This window comes from Haloarcula sp. DT43, from assembly GCF_037078405.1.
Lineage (GTDB): Archaea > Halobacteriota > Halobacteria > Halobacteriales > Haloarculaceae > Haloarcula > Haloarcula brevis.
This window is the reverse complement of sequence record NZ_JAYMGZ010000003.1, coordinates 258,326-278,459: the sequence shown is the minus strand read 5'-3', so window position 1 is coordinate 278,459 and position 20,134 is coordinate 258,326. Positions and strand designations below refer to the sequence as shown.

Annotated in this window: 14 protein-coding genes; 8 read left to right on the top strand and 6 right to left on the bottom strand. The window is 67.5% G+C overall.

All coding sequences use genetic code 11. From position 1 onward, the window contains the following. Positions 1-160 precede the first annotated feature (160 nt). Entirely contained in the window at positions 161-1,459 is a 1,299-nt protein-coding gene (locus VI123_RS13130; RefSeq protein ID WP_336338516.1) for an amidohydrolase family protein, read from the bottom strand. A 141-nt stretch (positions 1,460-1,600) separates the two neighbouring features. On the opposite strand from VI123_RS13130, the gene VI123_RS13125 reads away from it, so the two are divergent. The 3 genes from VI123_RS13125 (at position 1,601) to VI123_RS13115 (ending at position 5,956) form a co-directional block, all read left to right on the top strand. Beyond that, positions 1,601-2,944, top strand: coding sequence for a dihydroorotase (locus tag VI123_RS13125; RefSeq protein WP_336338515.1), 1,344 nt, complete (start codon positions 1,601-1,603; stop codon positions 2,942-2,944). Between the two features lie 138 nt (positions 2,945-3,082). Beyond that, positions 3,083-4,342, top strand: coding sequence for a threonine synthase (gene thrC, locus VI123_RS13120; protein ID WP_336338514.1), 1,260 nt, complete (start codon positions 3,083-3,085; stop codon positions 4,340-4,342). A 207-nt stretch (positions 4,343-4,549) separates the two neighbouring features. Continuing rightward, positions 4,550-5,956 carry a uracil-xanthine permease family protein gene (locus tag VI123_RS13115; protein ID WP_336338513.1) on the top strand — a complete coding sequence of 469 codons (1,407 nt, stop codon included), beginning with the start codon at positions 4,550-4,552 and terminating at the stop codon, positions 5,954-5,956. A gap of 4 nt (positions 5,957-5,960) precedes the next feature. Here VI123_RS13115 and VI123_RS13110 read toward each other — a convergent pair whose 3' ends face one another. The 4 genes from VI123_RS13110 to VI123_RS13095 all read right to left on the bottom strand — a co-directional run bounded on the left by VI123_RS13110 (position 5,961) and on the right by VI123_RS13095 (position 10,908). Beyond that, positions 5,961-6,995: an LLM class flavin-dependent oxidoreductase gene (locus VI123_RS13110; protein WP_336338512.1), complete on the bottom strand. Its 1,035-nt coding sequence runs from the start codon at positions 6,993-6,995 to the stop codon at positions 5,961-5,963. Between the two features lie 162 nt (positions 6,996-7,157). After that, entirely contained in the window at positions 7,158-8,150 is a 993-nt protein-coding gene (locus VI123_RS13105) for an ABC transporter permease (RefSeq protein ID WP_336338511.1), read from the bottom strand. Beyond that, the gene (locus tag VI123_RS13100) at positions 8,150-9,250 is read right to left on the bottom strand and encodes an ABC transporter permease (protein ID WP_336338510.1); all 1,101 of its coding nucleotides are present in this window, start codon (positions 9,248-9,250) and stop codon (positions 8,150-8,152) included. Before VI123_RS13100 ends, VI123_RS13105 begins: the two co-directional genes overlap by 1 nt. Then, positions 9,250-10,908 (bottom strand): ABC transporter ATP-binding protein, encoded by a 1,659-nt coding sequence (locus VI123_RS13095; RefSeq protein ID WP_336338509.1) that lies wholly within the window; start codon positions 10,906-10,908, stop codon positions 9,250-9,252. The genes VI123_RS13100 and VI123_RS13095 overlap by 1 nt, the downstream gene beginning before the upstream one ends. 308 nt (positions 10,909-11,216) lie before the next feature. Between VI123_RS13095 and VI123_RS13090 the strand changes: the two genes are divergently transcribed. Further along, on the top strand, positions 11,217-12,359 hold the full coding sequence (locus tag VI123_RS13090) for a BMP family ABC transporter substrate-binding protein (protein WP_336338508.1): 1,143 nt from the start codon (positions 11,217-11,219) through the stop codon (positions 12,357-12,359). Between the two features lie 195 nt (positions 12,360-12,554). Then, entirely contained in the window at positions 12,555-13,673 is a 1,119-nt protein-coding gene (locus VI123_RS13085; RefSeq protein WP_336338507.1) for a BMP family ABC transporter substrate-binding protein, read from the top strand. 84 nt (positions 13,674-13,757) lie between these two features. Here VI123_RS13085 and VI123_RS13080 read toward each other — a convergent pair whose 3' ends face one another. Then, positions 13,758-15,473 carry an N-acyl-D-amino-acid deacylase family protein gene (locus VI123_RS13080; protein ID WP_336338506.1) on the bottom strand — a complete coding sequence of 572 codons (1,716 nt, stop codon included), beginning with the start codon at positions 15,471-15,473 and terminating at the stop codon, positions 13,758-13,760. Between the two features lie 136 nt (positions 15,474-15,609). Between VI123_RS13080 and VI123_RS13075 the strand changes: the two genes are divergently transcribed. From VI123_RS13075 to VI123_RS13065, 3 genes are all read left to right on the top strand, one after another. Beyond that, positions 15,610-16,842: a Zn-dependent hydrolase gene (locus VI123_RS13075; protein ID WP_336338505.1), complete on the top strand. Its 1,233-nt coding sequence runs from the start codon at positions 15,610-15,612 to the stop codon at positions 16,840-16,842. Positions 16,843-17,063: 221 nt separating this feature from the next. Then, on the top strand, positions 17,064-17,615 hold the full coding sequence (locus tag VI123_RS13070) for a (2Fe-2S)-binding protein (protein WP_336338504.1): 552 nt from the start codon (positions 17,064-17,066) through the stop codon (positions 17,613-17,615). Further along, positions 17,608-20,058 carry a xanthine dehydrogenase family protein molybdopterin-binding subunit gene (locus VI123_RS13065; protein WP_336338503.1) on the top strand — a complete coding sequence of 817 codons (2,451 nt, stop codon included), beginning with the start codon at positions 17,608-17,610 and terminating at the stop codon, positions 20,056-20,058. Before VI123_RS13070 ends, VI123_RS13065 begins: the two co-directional genes overlap by 8 nt. Positions 20,059-20,134 lie beyond the last annotated feature (76 nt).

Below are 20,134 nucleotides of genomic sequence, written 5' to 3'. Positions count from 1 at the left end.
CCCTTAGGGTGTTAATTTATGGCCAGTCGTGACAGCGGGCCTCGGCGACTGACCGATTAAACAATGTATGCCCTTAGGGTGTGAATCTATCCGTGACCACAGCGGGCCGATAGGCACCCGGACTCCGGCGGGCGACCGACGGGAGCCACGGCGTGTCGACCTACAGCCGGTCCCAGAGTTCGGCGCTCGCGTCGCCGACGGCGGCCATGTCCGCGTCGTCGACCCCAGTCACGCCGGCCCCGCGCTCGTAGACGGTCTCCCCGCCGACAATCGTCCGCGTCACGTCCGCGCGACTCGCGGCGCTGACGACGTAGTACGGGGCGCTCCCGGCCAGGACCGGGTTCGGACCGAGGTCCAGCGTGACGAAGTCGGCCTGTTTCCCCACTTCGATGCTACCGACCGCGTCGTCCATCCCCAGGACCGCCGCGCTGCCGATGGTCGCCCACCCGAGGGCGGTCGCCATGTCGAATCCGCTGGGATTGCGCTGTTTCAGTTTGTGGATGCCGACGGCCGAGCGCATGGTCTCGAACATGTCCGGGTCCCACCCGTCGTCACCGAGCCCGATTGTCACGTCGTGGGCCGCCATCGTCTCGACGTCGGCGATGCCGACGGCGTTGTTGATGTTGGAGTAGGGGTTGTGGGCCACGCGAGCGTCGTTCTCGGCGAGGATTTCGATTTCTGACTCCGTCGAGTGGACGCAGTGGGCCGCGATGACCTCGGCGTCGAAAAAGCCCATCTCGTCGAGCGCCGGCACCGGCCGCGCCCCGTACTCGGCGATGGACTCGTGGACGTCGACGAGCCCCTCTTCGAGGTGAATCTGGATGGGGCGGTCGTCGTCAACGGCCCGGTCGACGCACTCCTCGACGACGGCTTCGGTATTCGTAAACAGCGTGTGGAGGCAGTAGTGCCCCGACACCCTGTCGTAGTCGTCCTCGCCGTCGCGGACGAACCGGCGGTTCTCCGCGATGCCCTCCCTGGCCTGGGCCTCGGAGTTCCGGGCCGTCGCCTCGAACGCTAGCATGCCTCGTATCGGCGTCTGTGCGACGCCCTCGGCGACGGCGTCGAGCCCGCCCGGCAGCGTGTTCGGCCCGGAGTAGTTGTCACAGAACGTCGTGACGCCGCTTGCCAGCATCTCGGCACAGGACCCCAGCGCCGAGAGGCGGGCGTCACGCTCGGTGAACGCCTCGTCGACGTTCCACCAGATGTCGACGAGCGCCTCGTAGAAGCTCTCCGGTGCGGCGTCGAGCGGCGCGCCGCGAATCGGGAGCGCGTACATGTGCGTGTGGCAGTTCACCAGCCCCGGGATGACGACTTCCTCGCGTGCGTCGACTGCGTCCTCGTCCGGCGCGTAGCCGTCCTCGATAGCGACGATTTCCCCGTCCTCGACGACGACGTGGGCCTCCGACCGGACCGTGCGCTCGTCGTTCATCGTGACGAGCGTCCCTGCGTTCAGTATCACAGGTCTGAGGATACCGGCGGCCGACTAAAAGCTGTCCGCGCCAGAACGGCCGTATCGGCCCGCCGCTCGCAATTAGCGTGTGTGCCGGATGTGGCGTCTCACACACCAACTGTTTTGCTCGTCCGCCCGAGCCGTACTGGCATGACAGACGTTCACATCAGAGACGCGCGGCTGGTGACGGCGTCCGGAGTCCAGCGGGGCGAGCTCGCCATCTCCGACGGGACGATTGACGCCGTCGGTCCGGCGTCGTCAGTCTCCGCGCCCAGCGACCCCGAGACCGTCATCGACGCGGACGGCATGGTCGCGCTCCCGGGAGCCATCGACGTCCACACCCACATGCACGACGACGACCTGTTTCCCGACGGCATCGACTTCGCGTCCCAGACCGCGAGCGCGGCCGCCGGCGGGGTGACGACGGTCGTCGAGCTACCGACCCAGACACCCGTCACGACGCCGGCGGCACTGCGCGAGAAGGCGGCGACGTGCGCAGCCCTCGCACACGTCGATTTCGGCCTCGTCGCGGGCAACGTTCGGGACCCCGACCTCGACGTCGAGGGAGTCATGGACGCAGGGACGGCCGACTTCAAGACGTTCACCGCCGACCCGTACCGGGCGAGCGACGCGTCCATCGCCCGTCTCATGCGCCGGGTGGGCGAGGCCGGAGGCACGGTTCGCGTCCACTGCGAGACGCAGGGACTGCTCGACGACGCGCGGTCGACTATCGACGGCGACGGCCCCGACGTGTACATGGACTCGCGGCCGCTGGAAGCCGAACTGGACGCCATCTCCCGGGCCGGGTACTTCGCGGAGTACGCCGACTGCCCGCTGCACGTCGTCCACATCTCCAGCGGGAGCGGCGCACGCGAGGCCGCCCGCTTCGACTCGCGGGCCAACGTCCCGGTCACGCTCGAAACCTGTCCGCAGTATCTGGCCTTCTCGAAGGCCGACGTCGACGAGAAGGGCCCGTTCCTGAAGGTCAACCCCAGCCTCAAGTCCGAGGCCGAGCGAGAGCGACTCTGGGATGCGGTCCGGGACGGGACGATAGACCTCGTCGGGACGGACCACTTCCCGACCTACCGCGAGACCCGGGAGGCCGGCTGGGCAGACATCTGGGAGCCCTACGCCGGCCTCCCGGGCGTCGAGACGATGGTCGAGTTCCTCGTCAGCGAGGGCGTCCACGCGGGCCGGATTTCGTGGCCGCGGCTCCACGAACTCGTGTGTGCGGCCCCGGCCAGGAACGCCGGCATCTACCCGCGGAAGGGGTCACTGCAGGTCGGCACGGATGCCGACGTGCTGCTCGTCCGCGAGGACGACTACGAGGTGACCGCCGAGGACCACGCGTTCGTCGGCGGTTGGACGCCGTACGAGGGGCGGCGCTGGAGCGCCCGCGTGGACACGGTCGTCGCCGGCGGCGACATCGTCGCGCGGGACCACGACGTCCTGTCGACGGCCGGTCGCGGGCAGTTCCTGGACCGGCCGCTGTAGCGGGCCATCGGAGCCCGCGACGCCACAAACAGGTGTGTCGCGTGTGCGAGCCGTGTGTGTGGTGTGGCGGCGACTCAACGCCACACAAGCGGGGACTCCACAGTACGATTTTATATCCGGTTGTACTCAGGGAGTAGTATGGGCATGACGCAAGTCACCACCCTCGAGTGCACACTCTGTGGGGCGGAGTACGACCCGAACCAGGTCATCTACACCTGCACCGAACACGAGGGCGTGAAGGGGATTCTCGAAGTGAAATACGACTACGACGCCATCGACGAGGCGTTCGACGGCGACCTCGGCGGGCCGATAGCGAGCCAGTGGAAGTACGAGGCGTTCCTCCCGGTCGCGGCCGAGGCCGACGTGGTAACGCTCAACGAGGGCGGGACGGACCTCTTCGACGCGCCGAACCTCAGCGAGGCGCTCGGGGTCACGACGCTCGTCAAGGACGACGGCCGCAACCCGACGGGCTGTTTCAAGGACCGCGCCAGCTCAATCGCGGTCACGAAGGCCAGACACGCCGGCCGCGACATCATCACCTGTGCCTCGACGGGCAACGCGGCCGCCTCGCTGTCGGGGTACGCCGCCCGCGGCGGGATGGACTGTCGCATCTTCGTCCCCGGCGACGCCCCGACCGGCAAGCTCGCACAGCCGCTCGTCTACGGCGCTGACGTGCTCGCCGTCAACGGGAGCTACGACGAGGCCTACGACCTCAGCGTCGAGGTGACCGAGAAGTACGGCTGGTACAACCGCAACGCCGCCATCAACCCCTTCCAGGTCGAGGGCAAGCGCACCGTCGGTCACGAACTCGCCGACCAGTCCATCGACCGCGGGCACGTCCCCGACTGGGTCGTCTTCTCGATGGGCGACGGCTGTACCATCGCCGGGGCCTGGAAGGGCTTCAGGGAGTTCTACGACATGGGCTACGTCGACGACCATCCGAAGATGCTCGGCGTCCAGGCCGAGGGCGCGTCCGCCATCCACGACGCCTTCCACGACCACGACGACGTGGACGACATCGCCGAGACCGTGGCCGACTCCATCGCCGTCGGCCGGCCGCGAAACACCGTCAAGGCCTGCCGCGCGCTCGAACAGAGCGGCGGGACGAGCGTGCTGGTCTCCGACGAGGATATTCTGGAAGCCGAGAAACTGCTGGGCAGCACCGAGGGCATCTACTCCGAACCCGCGGGCGCGACGCCCGTCGCCGGCGTCCGGACGGCCCTCAACCGCGGCATCATCGAGCAAGACGAGACGGTCGTCGTCGTCTCGACGGGCTTCGGGCTGAAAGACACGAAAAGCGCGGAGAAGGCCACGGGCGGCGTCGACCGCATCGACCCCGACATCGAGGAGGTCGAGGGCCTGTACGGCACGGCCGAGGAAGCCGCGGCCGACGACTGAAGCCGCGACCCGCTGTCCGGTTTTGCAGTCGGATTCGGCAGTCCGTCGAGCCACGGCTCCCGGGCCGAACGCCAGTGAGCCGATTGCCCACGAATACCCGAAAATAGTGGGCCGTTCGGCTGTGTCTCGGCGACAAAATTAAACACATATGTTGGTATTAGGTTTCCAGTAGGTGGATTGAAAAGAGAGGCGTCTGGATGGCCACTCATGGGCAGTCCAGAGGCGGAGCGACAATCGGTCGTATCGTACGATATCGAGGACAAGCCGCCGCTGGGGAAGGCGATTCCCCTCGGCATCCAGCACGTGCTCGCCATGTTTCTCGGCAACGTTGCGCCCCCGCTCATCCTCGCGGGGGCCGTCGGGTCGGTGACGGGACAGACGACGTTTCTCGTCCAGATGGCGCTCATCGTCGCCGGCGTCGCCACCATCGTCCAGGCGTACCCGGTCGGGCCCGTCGGCGCGCGGCTCCCGGTGGTGATGGGGACCAGTTTCGCCTTTCTCGGCCCGCTCATCGGCATCGGGAACCAGTTCGGTATCGCCGCCGTGTTCGGGGCGTCGCTGCTGGCCGCGCCGGTCGAAATCGTCATGGGCGTCTCCTTCGACCGGTTCCGACGGTACTTCCCGCCGCTCGTCACTGGCATCGTCGTGATGCTCATCGGCCTGACGCTCATTCCCACCGGGATGAACTACGCCGCGGGGGCCTCGGCAGGGCCGTCGGCGGAGGGGTACGGCTCTTTCGTCAACCTCGGGCTGGCGGGGCTGGTCCTGGTCGTCACCGTCGGGCTGAACCAGTTCTTCGAGGGGTTCCTGCGCGTCATCAGCGTGTTCGTGGGTATCGTCGTCGGCTACCTCGTCGCGCTCGCACTGGGCGTGGTCGACCTCTCCACGGTCGCCGCCGCCGGGTGGGTGACGGTCCCGGTCCCGCTCAGGTACGGCCTCGCCTTCGAGCCGAGCGCGGTCGTCACCGTGGCCTTCCTCTATGTCATCACCGGCATGGAGACCATCGGCGACATCTCGGGGACGGTGTCGGCCACCGGGCGGGACGCCACCCGCGAGGAAATCCGGGGCGGGCTCGTCGCCGACGGCGTGATGAGCGCCTTCGGCGCGGTGTTCAACGCGCTCCCGAACACGTCGTTCTCGCAGAACGTCGGCCTGGTGAACTTCACCGGCGTCGCCAGCCGGTACGTCGCCGGCATCGGGGGCGCCGTCCTGCTCGCGCTCGGGTTCGTGCCGAAGGTCGGCGCGGTCGTCTCGGCGATGCCCGACGCCGTGCTGGGCGGTGGCGCGCTCATCCTGTTCGCGATGATATTCTCCTCGGGCGCGCGGCTCATCACGCAGAACGTCGAACTGGACCACCGCAACTCCACCATCCTGGCGATGTCGATGGCGCTGGGCCTGGGGGTCGCGTTCCGCCCCGAAATCCTCCAGAACTTCCCGTCGGAGGTCCAGACGCTGTTCGGGTCCGCGCTCGTCACCGGCGGGATGGCCGCGCTGGTCCTCAACGTCGTGTTCCCCGGCGGGAGCGTCGGCACCGGGCCGACGGAGTACACCGCCGGGCTGGAGCCGAATCCGGGCGAGCCGGGGGCCGGCGCACCGCCGGTCGACGACGACTGAGCGCCTACAGGTAGCCGTCGGCGAACTCGTCTATCATCAGCCGCCGGTCGTCGCCCAGCGGGTAGAGAATCGGACACTGGCAGCCCGTCTCGGCGTACTCACGGACCTTCTCGCGGCACTGTTCTGGCGTCCCGCTGGCGGTGAGCTTGTGGACCACGTCGTCCGGGATGAGGTGCATCCCCTCCTTGATGTCGTCCTTGTCGGCCGGCCACCCGCCGATGGTCTCGCCCACTTCGTCGATGAGGTCCTGGCTGACGCCGCTGGCCTTCATGATGTGGGGCTGTTGACCGAGGTACTGCGTGATGAGTTCGCGGGCGTTGTCCAGGGCCTTGTCTTCGTCGTGGTCCATCGAGCAGACGACGAGCTGCGGGCGGTCGATGTCCTCCAGCGCCCGGTCGCCGCGCTCCGCGCCGGTCTCCAGCGCGTCGAGCGCCTTCTCGTTGTACTCGGGGCTGACGAGGTAGTTCAACAGCGCGCCGTCGGCGAAGTGGCCGGTGAGTTCCAACATCTTGAAGCCGGTCCCGCCGACGTAGACGGGCACGGTGCGTGGCCCGTCGTCGCCGTGGACCACGTCCAGTTCCACGTCGCGCATCTGGACGAACTCGCCGTCGTAGGTGACGTTCTCCATGTCGAGCAGGTCCTGGGTCACCTCGACGCACTCGCGCATCGCACGCAGCGCGCCGCTGCGGTCGATACCGACTTTCTCGGCCAGCGGGTCCCACCAGGCCCCGATACCGCACAGGATGCGGTCCGGGCCGGCGAGTTCCTCGAGCGTGCTCATCGACTGGGCGATGAGGGCCGCGTTGCGCGTCCAGTTGTTGATGACGCCGGTCCCGAGCTTGATGTCGTCGGTGACCGCGGCGTACGCGCCCAGCGGGGAGATGGCGTCGCGCGCGAGGCGCGATTCGGCCTGCCAGACCTCGTCGATACCCTGCTGTTCCGCGTACTGTACGAGTTCGACGTTCGCTTCGAGGGAGTGTTTGTCCTGCAAGTAGATACCGACGCGGTCGCCTCTCTCGAAGACCTGATTGGCACTCATGAGACATGCGGGATTCAGCGAATGCAGGTAAATAGATTTGCCACACACACGGTCTGTGGGAGGTGTGGCCGGCCGCTGGGGTCATACTGTCGGCTGTACTCACGTGAAGCAGATGGCCTCATCGAGGAGGCGAATATTTTCACGAAGGTACAGCCAACAGTATCAGTCCGTCTCGCGGCTGTAGGACTGCAACAGCGCCGACGGGACCGCGAGCTGGTCGCTCTTGGTCCGGATGACGGCGTAGGCCAGCACGATAATCGTCGCCAGGTACGGGTACGTCCCCATTATCTGTGGCGTCATGAGGAACTCGACGACGGGGTTGATAACGCCGGCGAGCGGCGCGTCGGGGCCCAGCGTCAGCGAAATGGACTGTGACCGGATGCGGAGCGCGTCGAGCAGGCCGAACAGGTACGCCCCGACCAGCATCCGGCGGGGCCGCCACTGCGCGAAGATGACCAGCGCGACGGCAATCCAGCCCCGCCCCGCGGTCATGCCGGGCACCCACAGCTGTGAGAAGGCCAGCGAGAGGTGGGCTCCGGCCGCGCCGGCGAACCCGCCGCCGATGAGCACCGCGAGGTACCGCAGCCGGAACACGGACACGCCCATCGTGTCCGCCATCTCGGGGTCCTCGCCCACCGCAATCATCTCCAGGCCCAGGTTCGAGTGGTGCAGGAAGTACCAGACCACGACCAGCAGGCCGAGCGCGAGGTAGTCCGTCGCCGTGCTCCGGAAGAGCGCCTCGCCGACGACCGGGACGCCGACGAGGTACTGCCCGACGAGCGGGAACGTCATCTGCGGGAAGCCGTCGATTGATTCCTCGACCCAGCCGGAGCCGAAGAAGGTCGTGAGCCCGGTCCCCAGAAGCGTCAGCATGACGCCGCTGATGACCTGGTTCGACTTCAGCGTGATACAGAGGAACGCGTGAACCAGCGCCAGCACCATCCCCAGGAGGATGCCGACGCCGAACCCGAGCCAGTGGCTCCCCGTGAGGACGGTCGTGATGAACCCGCCGAGCGCGCCGACGAGCATCATCCCCTCGACGCCGAGGTTGAGGACGCCCGCCCGCTCGCTGATGAGTTCCCCCATCCCGGCCAGCAGGAGCACCGTCGCCGCCTGGACGGTCGCATCGAGCAGACCGGCGACGAACCCGACCATCAGTCGTCACCCCCCTGTGGCTCGACCGCCGCACCGCTGGGCCCGCGGTCGAAGTCGATACCGACCCGGTAGTTCTTGAAGAACTCCGCGGTAATCAGAAAGAGGATGACGAGTGCCTGGATTATCTCGACCAGCGCCGCGGGCACGCCGAAGGCCACCTCCATGCTCGACCCGCCGACGAACAGCACGGCGAAAAACAGGCCGGCGAGCAGTACCTTGAGCGCGCTGTTGCGCCCGAGCAGGGCAATCGGGATGGCGGTGAAGCCGTAGCCGGGTTCGAACCCGGCTCGGTACCGCCCCTGTGCGCCGGCGATTTCGCTGATGCCGCCCATGGCTGCGAACGCGCCGCCGACGACGAACACCAGGAGGTACACGTAGAACTTGCTCATCCCCGCCTGTCGGGCGGCCTCGTGGTTCGAGCCGACGAAGGTAATCTCGAAGCCGAGCCGCGTTCTCGTCATCAGGACGTAGGTCACTACGACCATCGCGACGGCGACCAGCAGGCCGGCGTGGACGCCGCTGACCAGTTCCGGAATCGTCGCGGCCTCGGAGAACCGCTCGGACTGCGGGAAGTTGCCGGTCCCGCCCTGCATCGGCCCGCGGAGCAGATAGCTCTGGATTTCGAGGGCGACGAACGTGAGCAGGAGCGACGTGATAATCTCGTTGACGTCCCACTTCGCCCGCAGGTACGCCGGGATGCCGGCCCAGAGGCCACCGGCGACGGCCGCGGCGGCGAACATCAGCGGGACCAGCGCCAGTCCCGGGAGCGGGACGTTGAGTCCGACCCAGGTCCCCGCGAGCGCGCCGGCGACGAGCTGACCCTCGGCACCGATGTTGAACAGGCCCGCCTTCAGCGGGAGGTACACCGCCAGGCCCGTCAGAATCAGCGGCACCGCCTTCGTCAGCGTCTCGGTGAGGCCGAACTCGGTGACGAGCGTGTCGACGAACATCGTCGCGTACGCCGCGATGGGGTTCACGCCGAGGACGACCAGCGCGACGGCGCTGACCGCCAGCGCGGCCAGCACGGTGAACACGGGCGTCCCGTAGGCCAACCAGGCCGGGATGTCCTCGCGTGCGTCGACGTGTACTGCTACGTTCATCAGCTCTCGCTCCCCCCTGTGACGCCGGACTGTACTGCGACCGGCTCGCCGCCCTCGTCGCCGCCACCGCCGGTCATCTCCAGGCCGATCCGCTCCCGGTCGGCCTCGGCCGGCGTCGTCTCGTAGACGAACTCGCCCTCGTAGACGACCAGAATCCGGTCGCTGAGGTCGAAAATCTCGTCCAAGTCCTCCGAGAGGAGGATGATGCCGGTGCCCGCCTTGCGCTGTTCTAACAGCGTCTCCCTGATGAACTCGATGGCCCCGACGTCGACGCCCCGGGTCGGCTGGTTCGCGATGAGCAGGTCCGGGTCGCGATGTATCTCCCGGGCCAGGATGAGCTTCTGGAGGTTCCCCCCGGAGAGGTCGCCGGCCTCGGTCTCGGTCACGTCGCTGACGCCGCGGACGTCGAACTCCTCGACCAGCGTCTCGGCGTACTCCCGGAGTGCCCCGTAGTCAAGGAACGACCGGTCGCCAAAGCGGCCGTCCCTGAAGTCCTTCATCGTGGCGTTGTGCATCACCGAGAGGTCCTCGGCACAGCCGTACCTGAGCCGGTCCTCGGGGACGAACGAGACGCCGCTGTCGACGAACGTCTTTGGCTTTGCGCCCGTGATGTCCTCGCCGTCGACGACGAGTTCGCCGGCCGTCACGTCCCGGATGCCGGCCATGACCTCGGCCAGTTCCTTCTGGCCGTTGCCGCTCACGCCCGCGATACCGACGATTTCGCCCTGGCGGACCGTCAGGTCGACGCCGGAGAGGGCCTCGATGCCGCGGTCGTCGTCGGCCGTCACCCCGCGTGCGCGCAGGACCGGCTCACCGAGGTCGACCGCCTCCCTGTCGATTTCGAACAGGACTTCGCGGCCGACCATCATCTCCGCGAGGTCGGCCCGGGAGACCGACGCCACCTCGGCGGTGCCGACGTTTTGCCCTTCCCGGAGCACCGTCACCCGGTCGACGATGGCGTCGACCTCGGTGAGCTTGTGCGTGATGAAGATAATCGAGAGCCCCTCGTCGGTCAGTCGCTCCAGCGAGTCGAAGAGCCGCTCGGCCTCTGTCGGCGTGAGCACGGCCGTTGGTTCGTCGAGAATCAGGAGGTCGACGTCCCGGTACAGCGCCTTGAGTATCTCGACGCGCTGTTGCTGGCCCACGTCGAGTTCCCATATCTTCGCGCTGACGTCGATGTCGAAGCCGTACTGGTCCGCCAGGGCCTGAATCCGCTGTTCGGGGACGTCAAGCCCCAGCGAGAACTGGCCGGCCAGCGACTGGACGAGACCGTTGTTCCGGACCGCCGCCGGGAGCCAGCTGTCCTCGGCGTCGTCCCGGAAGGCCGTCGCCGGTTCCCGCTCGCCGAGGACGACGTTCTCGGCGACGGTGAGACGTGGTATCAGCATGAAGTGCTGGTGGACCATCCCGATGCCGGCGTCGATGGCGTCCTGTGGCGACCCCAGGTCGAGTCGCTCACCGTCGAGATAGATGTCGCCAGCGTCCTGCGAATAGAGCCCGTAGAGAATCTTCATCAGCGTACTCTTTCCCGCGCCGTTTTCGCCCAGGAGACCGTGGATTTCCCCGCGCTCGACGGAGAGGTCGACGTGGTCGTTGGCGACGACCCCGGGGAACTCCTTGCGTATCCCCTCCATCCTGAGCGTGGTGTGTTCGGACATGCTGTCTGTTCTTGGCCGGGTATCGACTATGTAGTGGCATAATTGTTTCCAAAGGCAGTGATATTCGCCGTCCAGACGGGATATACCGGACGTTTGCCAAATGTCAGTCGGTGTGTGTTAGCGTCCGTCGGCGACGGTCACGCTCCCCGGGTGCGAACGACGCCGGTATGCACATATACTGCAGTTTTTCACCAATCAGTATGTGATAGTGGGGCTTCTGTGGCAGATATTTGGAAGATATCGGAGAGAAAGATGCGTGAACGGAACGATTTAAGTGAATGTTTCCGCAATGGACAGTCGGTTAGTCGATGGTTGACAAGAATCACGCAAAATCGAGACGGGAGTTACTGACAGCGCTCGGGGCGGCGGGCGTCGCCGGGCTGGCCGGTTGCAGTGGTGGCGGTGACGGCGGCGACAGCGGCGACAGCGGCGGCGGGACCGACAGCGGGGCCACCGAGGGCGCGACGACCGGCGGTGGCGGGATGGATTCGGTCACGGCCGCCTGGGTGTACAACTCTGAGGTCGGCGACCTTGGGTGGTCCTGGGCGCACAACGAGGGGCGGCTGGCGGTCGCAGAGGAGTACGACTGGCTGGAGACGGAGTACACGGAGGCCGTCGCCCCGGCCGACTCAGAGCGCGTCTTCGAGCAGTACGCACAGGGCGACGCCGACATCATCTTCGGCTGTACGTTCGAGTACCAGGACCCGATGGCGGCCGTCGCGGAGCAGTACCCCGACACGTACTTCGAACACAACACCGGCTACCTGACCCGGGAGAACATGGGCCGGTACATGGGTCGTATCTACCAGCCACGGTACCTCGCCGGACAGGCCGCCGGTATCGTAACCGAGACCGACACCCTGGGGTACGTGGCCGCGTTCCCGATTCCCGAGGTCATCCGCGGCATCAACGCCTACGCGCTCGGGGCCGCGTCGGTCAACGACAGCGCGACACTGCAGGTCAGGTGGACGAACTCCTGGTTCGACCCGCCGACCGAGAGCGAGGCGGCGAACGCCCTGCTGGACGAGGACGTCGACGTGATGGCCCAACACCAGGACTCCCCCGCCGCGCTCCGTGCGGCCGCCGACGCGGGCATCTGGGCGACCGGCTACGACGCCCCCATGGGAGATATCGCGGGCGAGAACTACCTCACCTCCCCGATATGGCACTGGGAGGAGTTCTACGGGCCGACCGTCGAATCCGTCAGGGACGGCACCTGGGAGTCCGACGCGTACTGGGAGGGCATCGATTCGGGCATCTGCAGCCTCGACGACTGGGGGCCCGAGGTCCCCCAGGAAGCGAAAGACACCGTCTCCGAGTCGCGGTCGGCGATACTCAACGGGGAGCTGGACATCTGGGCCGGCTCGGCGTTCGAGGGCGAGAGCGACGAGTTCCTCTTCCAGGAGATGAGCAGCTACGTCGACGCCGTCGAAGGGGAGGTCCCGAGCTGACGCCACCGACGGTCCCCGGCGGCCGGTAGCCGCCTGCCGATTGCGGTTCCTTTCTGTCCGATGACGGGACGTACGTCTGATTCTCACGCCTAAAGCCAGCCATTCAGTCAGTTTCGATGGAAATATTCGTTCGCTGCAAGGTCAGAGATGGGATAGCTTAAGTAGCAGTTTCCGTTACATCTATGCAGTTCAGTAATGGTGGACACGAACCGAACGATAACGCGACGGGAGATGCTCGGTGCCCTCGGGGCGTCGGGGGTAACCGCGCTCGCCGGGTGTAGCGGCGGCGACGGCGGGAGCGGCGACACCGACACGACTGACGGCACCGCGACCAGCGGCGGCGGCACGGACACGGTCACGGCCGCCTGGGTGTACATCTCGGAAGTGGGCGACCTCGGGTGGTCCTGGGCCCACGACGAGGGTCGCAAGACGGTCGACGAGAAGTACGACTGGCTGGAGACGGAGTACACCGAGGCCGTCGCGCCGGAGGACTCCGAGCGCGTCTTCGAGCAGTACGCACAGGGCGACGCCGACATCGTCTTCGGGACGACGTTCGGCTACCAAGACCCGATGTACACCGTCGCGGAGCAGTACCCCGACACGTACTTCGAGCACGCGACCGGCTACCGCACCCGGGAGAACATGGGTCGGTACATGGGCCGAATCTACGAGCCACGGTATCTCGCCGGGCAAGCGACCGGGATGGTCACCGAGAACGACACCATCGGCTACGTCGCCGCATTCCCGATTCCCGAGGTCATCCGCTCTATCAACGCGATGGCGCTGGGCGCGCGGTCGGTGAACCCGGACGCGACGTTCAAGATTCGGTGGGTCAACGCGTGGTTCGACCCCCAGACCTCCCGACAGGCGGCCAACTCCCTCATCGACGAGGGCTGTGACGTCATCTCACAGGAGCAGGACTCCCCCGCACCGGTCAGGGCCGCGAACGAGGCGGACGTGTGGGCCTCCGGCTACAACGCGCCGATGGGCGAGTTCGGCGGCGACAACTACCTCATCTCCCCGGTGTGGAACTGGGAAGAGGTCTACGACCCGACCGTCTCCGCAGTCCGGGACGGAACCTGGGAGTCCGACGCCTTCTGGGGCGGCATGGAGACGAACCTCCCGGCGCTGGACGAGTGGGGGCCGGAGGTCCCACAGGAGGTCAAGGACACCGTCGCCGAGACCGAGGAAGAAATCGTCAACGGCGACCTCGACGTCTGGGCCGGTTCGCCGTTCGAGGGCGAGAGCGACGAGTTCCTCTTCCAGGAGATGAACAGTTTCGTCGACGCCGTCGACGCCGAAGTGCCGGAGTAGCGCGGTCCGGTTCGCGGACCGTTTTTTCGTCGCGTCGTTGGTGTAGGTGGCAGACGGAGAAGTCTCCGACCGGCTGGCGGTTGGCTAGTCCCCGGCAGCCCGGTCGAGAGTCGGCCGGCTCGCACTGCCCCACTCCTCGTAGGAGCGCAGCACCGCGCCGTTCCGGGCACTGGTCGGCTCGCCGTCCCGGACGGCGATTTCGCCGCCCACGAGGACGTACTCCATCCCGTCAGTGTACTGGAACGGTTCCTCGTAGGTGGCGTTCGCGGACACGGCGTCGAGGTCGAAGGCCACGAGGTCCGCGACGTACCCCTCCCGGACGTAGCCGCGGTCCCTGAGACCCAGGATGTCGGCCGGGTTGCCGGCGGCCTTGCGGGCCATCAGTGCCGGCGAGAGCACGTCCCGCTCCCGGACGTAGCGTTCGAGGATGCGGCCGAACGCCCCGATGGCCCGGGGGTGGGGCTTCCCGCCGAAGATGCCGTCGGTGCAGAACGTGCCGCGGTCGTCGGCGAGGAACCGCTCGATGTCTTCCTCGGCCATCACGAAGTCGGCCATCGTCACGTCCAGTTCCTCCGCGACGAGCAGTTCACACATCGCGTCGACCGGTTCGCGGTCCATCTCGGCGGCGACGTCCGCGATGGTCTCGCCCTGGTGGCGACCGCTCCCCGTCCGCGTCACGAGGATGTTGTCCCAGGAGCCGGCGGCGTAGGCGAGGTTCTCCCAGTCACCCGGCCGGGCGATGTCGTCGGCGATGCGGTCGCGGACGGCCGCGGAGTTGAGGCGGTGGCGGATGTCGTCGGACTCGCCCTGGCGCGCCCACGGCGGGAGGAGCGCGGTCAGCATCGTCGACCCGGCCGTGTAGGGGTACTGGTCGAAGGTGACCCGTTGGCCCCGCTGGCCGGCGTCCTCGAACAGGTCGAGCACGGCCTCGGAGTCGCCCCAGTTCTGCTGGCCGCCGACCTTGAGGTGGGAGACGTGAGCGTGGCAGCCGGCCTGGCGACAGATGTCGAGGTACCGGTCGATTGACTCGACCACGCGGTCCGTCTCGTTCCAGACGTGCGAGACCATGAACGAGTCGCGCTCGGCGAGCGTGTCCGCGAGCGCCACCAGCTCGTCGTCGCGGGCGTAGGAACTGGGCGGGTATATCATCCCCTTGGACATGCCGAACGCGCCCTCTTCGAGGGCCACTTCCAGTTCCTGCTGGAGCACGTCCAGTTCCCCGGGCGGCGCGTCGCCGTCGAACTCGTGGGCCGCCAGGCGCTGGTCCGTGACCGGGCCGGCGGCGACGACGCGTTCGTCGGTGAGCGGGCGGTCCTCGAACCCGGCCAGCATCGACCGGATGTTGCCGTGCGGGGCGTAGTACGCGCAGTTGACGGCCGGGTCGGCACCGTCGAGCGCCGCGAGGTAGCCGTCGACGGTGTGCCAGGGCCACGTGTCGTCGAGGCTCCCGTCGAGTGACTTGACCCGTTCCTCCCACTCCGCCGTGAGGTTCGCCGGGACCGGGGCGACGCTGACCCCGTCCTGCCCGAGGACTTCCGTCGTGATTCCCTGCGTCAGTTTCTCCTCGGCCCCGGGGTGCTCGAACAGCCGCAGTTCCGAATGCGCGTGCATGTCGATGAACCCCGGCGCGAGATACGACCCGTCGAGGTCCACGACGCGGTCGGCGTCCAGCGGGGCGTCGCTGATAGCGTCGATTCGGCCCTCGGCGACGCGCACGCTCGCAGTGAACGGAGGGCCGCCGCTCCCGTCCAGTACCCGCGCGTCCCGAAACGCGATAGACGCGGCACTCGGCTCTGTCATGTCTGCCGACTCGCGGAACGGTCGTTTGGCTCTTTCGGTGGCCCCGACCGTGTGTGGCGGCGGGCGTCGCGTGCCACAGGTGTGTGACCCCACTCCCGACGCAATCTTCAAGACGACGCCACGGAACAGCTACCCAATGCCATCCGTCAGTCTCGACAGCGAGCGGTTCAGACGGCGATTCGACACGTTCAACGAGATAGGCGCGACGGAGCGGGGCGGAGTGAACAGGCCGAGCCTCTCGGACGCAAACCGAGAGGCCCGGGACGCGCTCGTCGAGTGGTTCCGGGACGCCGGGCTGGCGGTCCGAATCGACACGATGGGCAACATCTTCGGCCGGCGGGAGGGAGCCGACGGCGACGCCGCGCCGGTGCTGTTCGGCTCACACGTCGACAGCCAGTACAACGGCGGGCGGTACGACGGCGTCGTGGGCGTCCTCGGCGCGCTCGAAGTCGTCGAGGCGCTGAACGACGCCGGCGAGACGACCGAGCGGCCGCTGGAGGTCGTCGCCTGGAGCAACGAGGAGGGCGTGCGCTTCCAGCCAGACATGCTCGGTAGTGGCGTCTACTGCGACGTGTTCGACCTCGACTACGCCTACGCGCGCGAGGACAAAGACGGCAAGCGGTTCGGCGAGGAGCTCGAACGCATCGGCTACAAGGGCGACGTTCCCTGCGAGGCCGACGACATCCACTGCTACTTCGAGATGCACGTCGAACAGGGGCCGTTCCTCGAACAGCAGGACATCCCCGTCGCCGCCGTCGAGGGCGTGTTCGGCTTCGCCTGGCTGAACGTCAGCTTCGAGGGGCAGGCCAACCACGCCGGGCCGACGCCGATGGACATGCGCCACGACGCGTTCGTCGCCACGGCGGACGTGACGCGGGCGGTCCGGCGCATCACCGCGACCGAGGGCACGGACCTCGTCGGGACGGTCGGTAGCGTCGACGTGTGGCCCAACGCCATCAACGTCATCCCCGAGCGCGTGGAGTTCACGCTCGACTTCCGCTCGTACGACGACGCGGCGGTCGACGCGGCTATCGAGCGCATCGAGCGAGAAATCGCCAACGCCGCCGAGCGCGAGGGACTCGACTACGAGGTCGAGCAAATCATGCGCGTCGACGCAGACCCGTTCGACCGGGACTGCATCGACACGGTCGTCGACGCCGCCGAGACGGTCGGCTGTGAATACACGCGACTGGTCAGCGGCGCGGGCCACGACGCGAACTACCTCAACAAGATAACGCCGACGAGCATGATTTTCGTCCCGAGCGTCGACGGCATCAGCCACCGCGAGAGCGAGTTCACCGAGTGGGAGGACGTCGTCACCGGGGCCGAGGTCCTCCTCGAAGCGGTCCGTGCGAAGGCCGCCGAGTGAGCGGCCACGCCCGTCACAGATGTGGCACACGCCACACAGCAACTGTGGGATATGTCGCCAGTAGGCCCGTCTGTCGCGTCGCGGCGGGATGTTGCCGGGAGCGGCCGCCGGCAACACCGGCGTCGGAGACCTGTGAACCATACATATATGTGAAGTGTCCCACAGTTGGGCACTAACAGGCGTGCGTGTACAGCGCATGCCGAGAGACTGGAGGGAACTCCGTGGAAATCCAACTCACACTCAACGGCGAGCGGACGACAGTCGAAGCCGGGACCGAGCAGGACCTGGCGACGGTACTGAGACAGCACGGCCACATCGACGTGAAGTGCGGCTGCGACGGCGGCACCTGCGGCGCGTCGAAGGTGTTCGTCGACGACGAGGTACGCATGGCCTGTGGCATGGCCGCGACCGAGGCCGAGGGCAGCGACGTTCGGACGGTCGCGTCGCTGGGCACGCAGGACGACTTACACCCGGTCCAGCAGGCCTTCGTGGACAACTTCGCCGTCCAGTGTGGCTTCTGCATTCCGGGGATGATCGTCGAGGCGACGGCGTTGCTATCCGAGAATCCGGACCCGACCGAGCGGGAGGTCCGCGAGGCGCTTGAGGACAACGTCTGTCGCTGCACCGGCTACCAGAAGCCCGTCGAAGCGGTACTCGACGCCGCCGGCCGGATGCGCGAGGAGGGCGTCGCCGCCGACGGCGGCCGGTCGGTCGGTGCGCCGTCCCGCGGCGCGAGGTCAGTCGGGTGCTGTGGGGGTGACTGCGATGAGTGACGACGAAACGGTCGAAGCCGACGGGGGGACGGCGTCACAGCCCGAGGGCGTCGGAGAGGAGCGCGTCGAGGAACACCCACTGGAGTGGGACGAACCGGCGAACAACGACCTCTCGCCGGGCGAGCGCGACAGCGTCTCCCAGCGCGCCGAGAAGTACGACGACCGCAAGCTCGTCACCGGGCAGGCGAAGTACACCGCCGACTACGAGGAGCGGTATCCGGACCTCGCCTACGCCGCGGTCGTCCGCAGCGAGATTCCTCACGGGCGGGTCACCGACATCGACACGAGCGCGGCCGAGGCGATGGACGGCGTCGCGGCCGTCCTCACGCCGGACTCCGACGCGGTCCCCGACGCGAAGTACACCAGCGCCGGGCAGTCCTACCCCGAGCCCAGTCCGTGGGACATGCACGTCCTGAACGAGCACGTCCGCTACGTGGGCGACCCCGTCGCCGCCGTCGCCGCAGAGGACGCAGAGACGGCCCGGGCCGCCGCCGACGCCGTCGACGTGAGCTACGAGGCGTACGACTACGTCACCGACCCCGAGGCGGCCTTCGACGCCGACGCGCCGCAGCTGTTCGGCGAGGACGAGGTGGAGAACGAAATCGTCGGCCACGACTACGACCGCAACCGCATGGCGAGCATCGAGGGGGAACTCGGCGACCCCGAGAGCGCCCTCGACGGCGACGACGTGCACGTCCACGAGACGGAGTGGGAGACCATCCGGCAGTCCCACGCCAACGTCGAGAAGCACACGTCGCTGGCCTACTGCAACGAGGACGACCGCCACGTCCTCGTCACCAGCACGCAGGTCCCGAACCACACGCGCCGCCAGCTGGCGCACCTCTTCGACATCCCCATCCGGGACATCCGGGTGAAGAAACCGCGCGTCGGCGGCGGGTTCGGCGGCAAGCAGGCGATGGTCGTCGAACCGATTCCGCTCGCCCTCTCGCTCGAAATCGACCGCCCGGTCCTGTACGAGGCCACGCGCGAGGAGGAGTTCTACGCGATGCGCTCGCGCCACCCGATGAAAGTCAGGGCGAAGACGGCCGTCACCGACGACGGCGACATCGCGGCCATCGACATCTACGCGCTGTCGAACACCGGCGCGTACGGCAGTCACGGCATGACCGTCGCGGGTAACGTCGGGAGCAAGCCGCTGCCGCTGTACTCGAAGGTCCCGAACGTCCACTTCGAGGCCGACATCGTCCACACGAACACGCCCCAGACCGGTGCGATGCGGGGCTACGGCGCGCCACAGGGCACGCTCGCGCTGGAGGGCCACCTCGACGAGGTGGCCCGCGACCTCGACCTCGACCCCGTCGAGTTCCGACAGCGCCACTACATGGAGGTCGGCGACCTGGACGAAATCGCCGGGATGATGGGCGGCGAAGGGGCGGAACGGCGTATCCGCTCCTGTGGTCTCGACGAGTGCATCGAGCGCGGGAAGGCGGCCATCGGCTGGGACGACGTGGAACAGCCCGAGGAAGACCACCTGCACCGCGGCGTCGGCATGGCGCTGTCCGCCCAGGGAACCGGCGTCGCCGGCGACGAACTCGGGGCCGCACAGCTCATGATGAACGAGGACGGGAGCTTCCACCTGCAGGTCGGCGGCGTCGACATCGGCACGGGCGCTGACACCGCCTTCCTCCAGATCGCAGCCGAGGTGCTGGGTTGTGACGAGGAGCAGATCGTCGTCCGCTCATCGGACACGGACGTGACGCCCTTCGACTACGGTGCGTACGCGTCTTCGACCACCTACATCAGCGGGATGGCGGTGAAGAAGGCCGCCGAAGACGCCAGAGAGCGGATCTTGGAGTGGGGGGCGAAGCTTCTGGACGAGCCCGTGGCTGACCTCGACACCGGCGACGGTACGGTGTACAGCGAGGAAACCGGCGACTCGGTCACGCTCGAAGATATCGGCTACGAGGCGGCCTACGGCGACGAGGAGCGCGAGCACATCCTCGGGAAGGGCACCCACTGCACCGAGGAGAGCCCCCCGCCCTTCGCCGCCCAGTTCGTGGACGTGACGGTGAACGAGGAGACCGGCGAGTTCGACGTCCACAAGCTGGTGGTCGCCGTCGACTGCGGCGTCGCCATCAACCCCGGCATGGCCGAGGGCCAGGTCGAGGGCGCGAACCACATGAGCTACGAGCTGGCCGTCAGCGAGGGCATCACGCTCGACGAGGCGGGCCGCGCCGAGGTGTCGGACTTCGACGAGTACCACCTCCCGTCGGCCACCGAGACGCCGCCCATCGAGTCCATCCTCGTCGAGACCCACGAGCCGACGGGTCCGTTCGGCGCGAAGTCCGTCGCTGAAGTGCCGACGAACACGGTCCCGCCGGCGCTGTCGAACGCCGTCCGTGACGCCGTCGGCGTCCGAATCCGGGAGATGCCGATAACCGCCGAGAAGATTCGCGCGAAACTGGACGAGCGCGAGCACTGACCGGCGGCGACCACAGATTCCCGTGTGCGAGCCGCTGTCCGCGATAGCTATTTACGGTTCTGGGCGTCACGTAGCC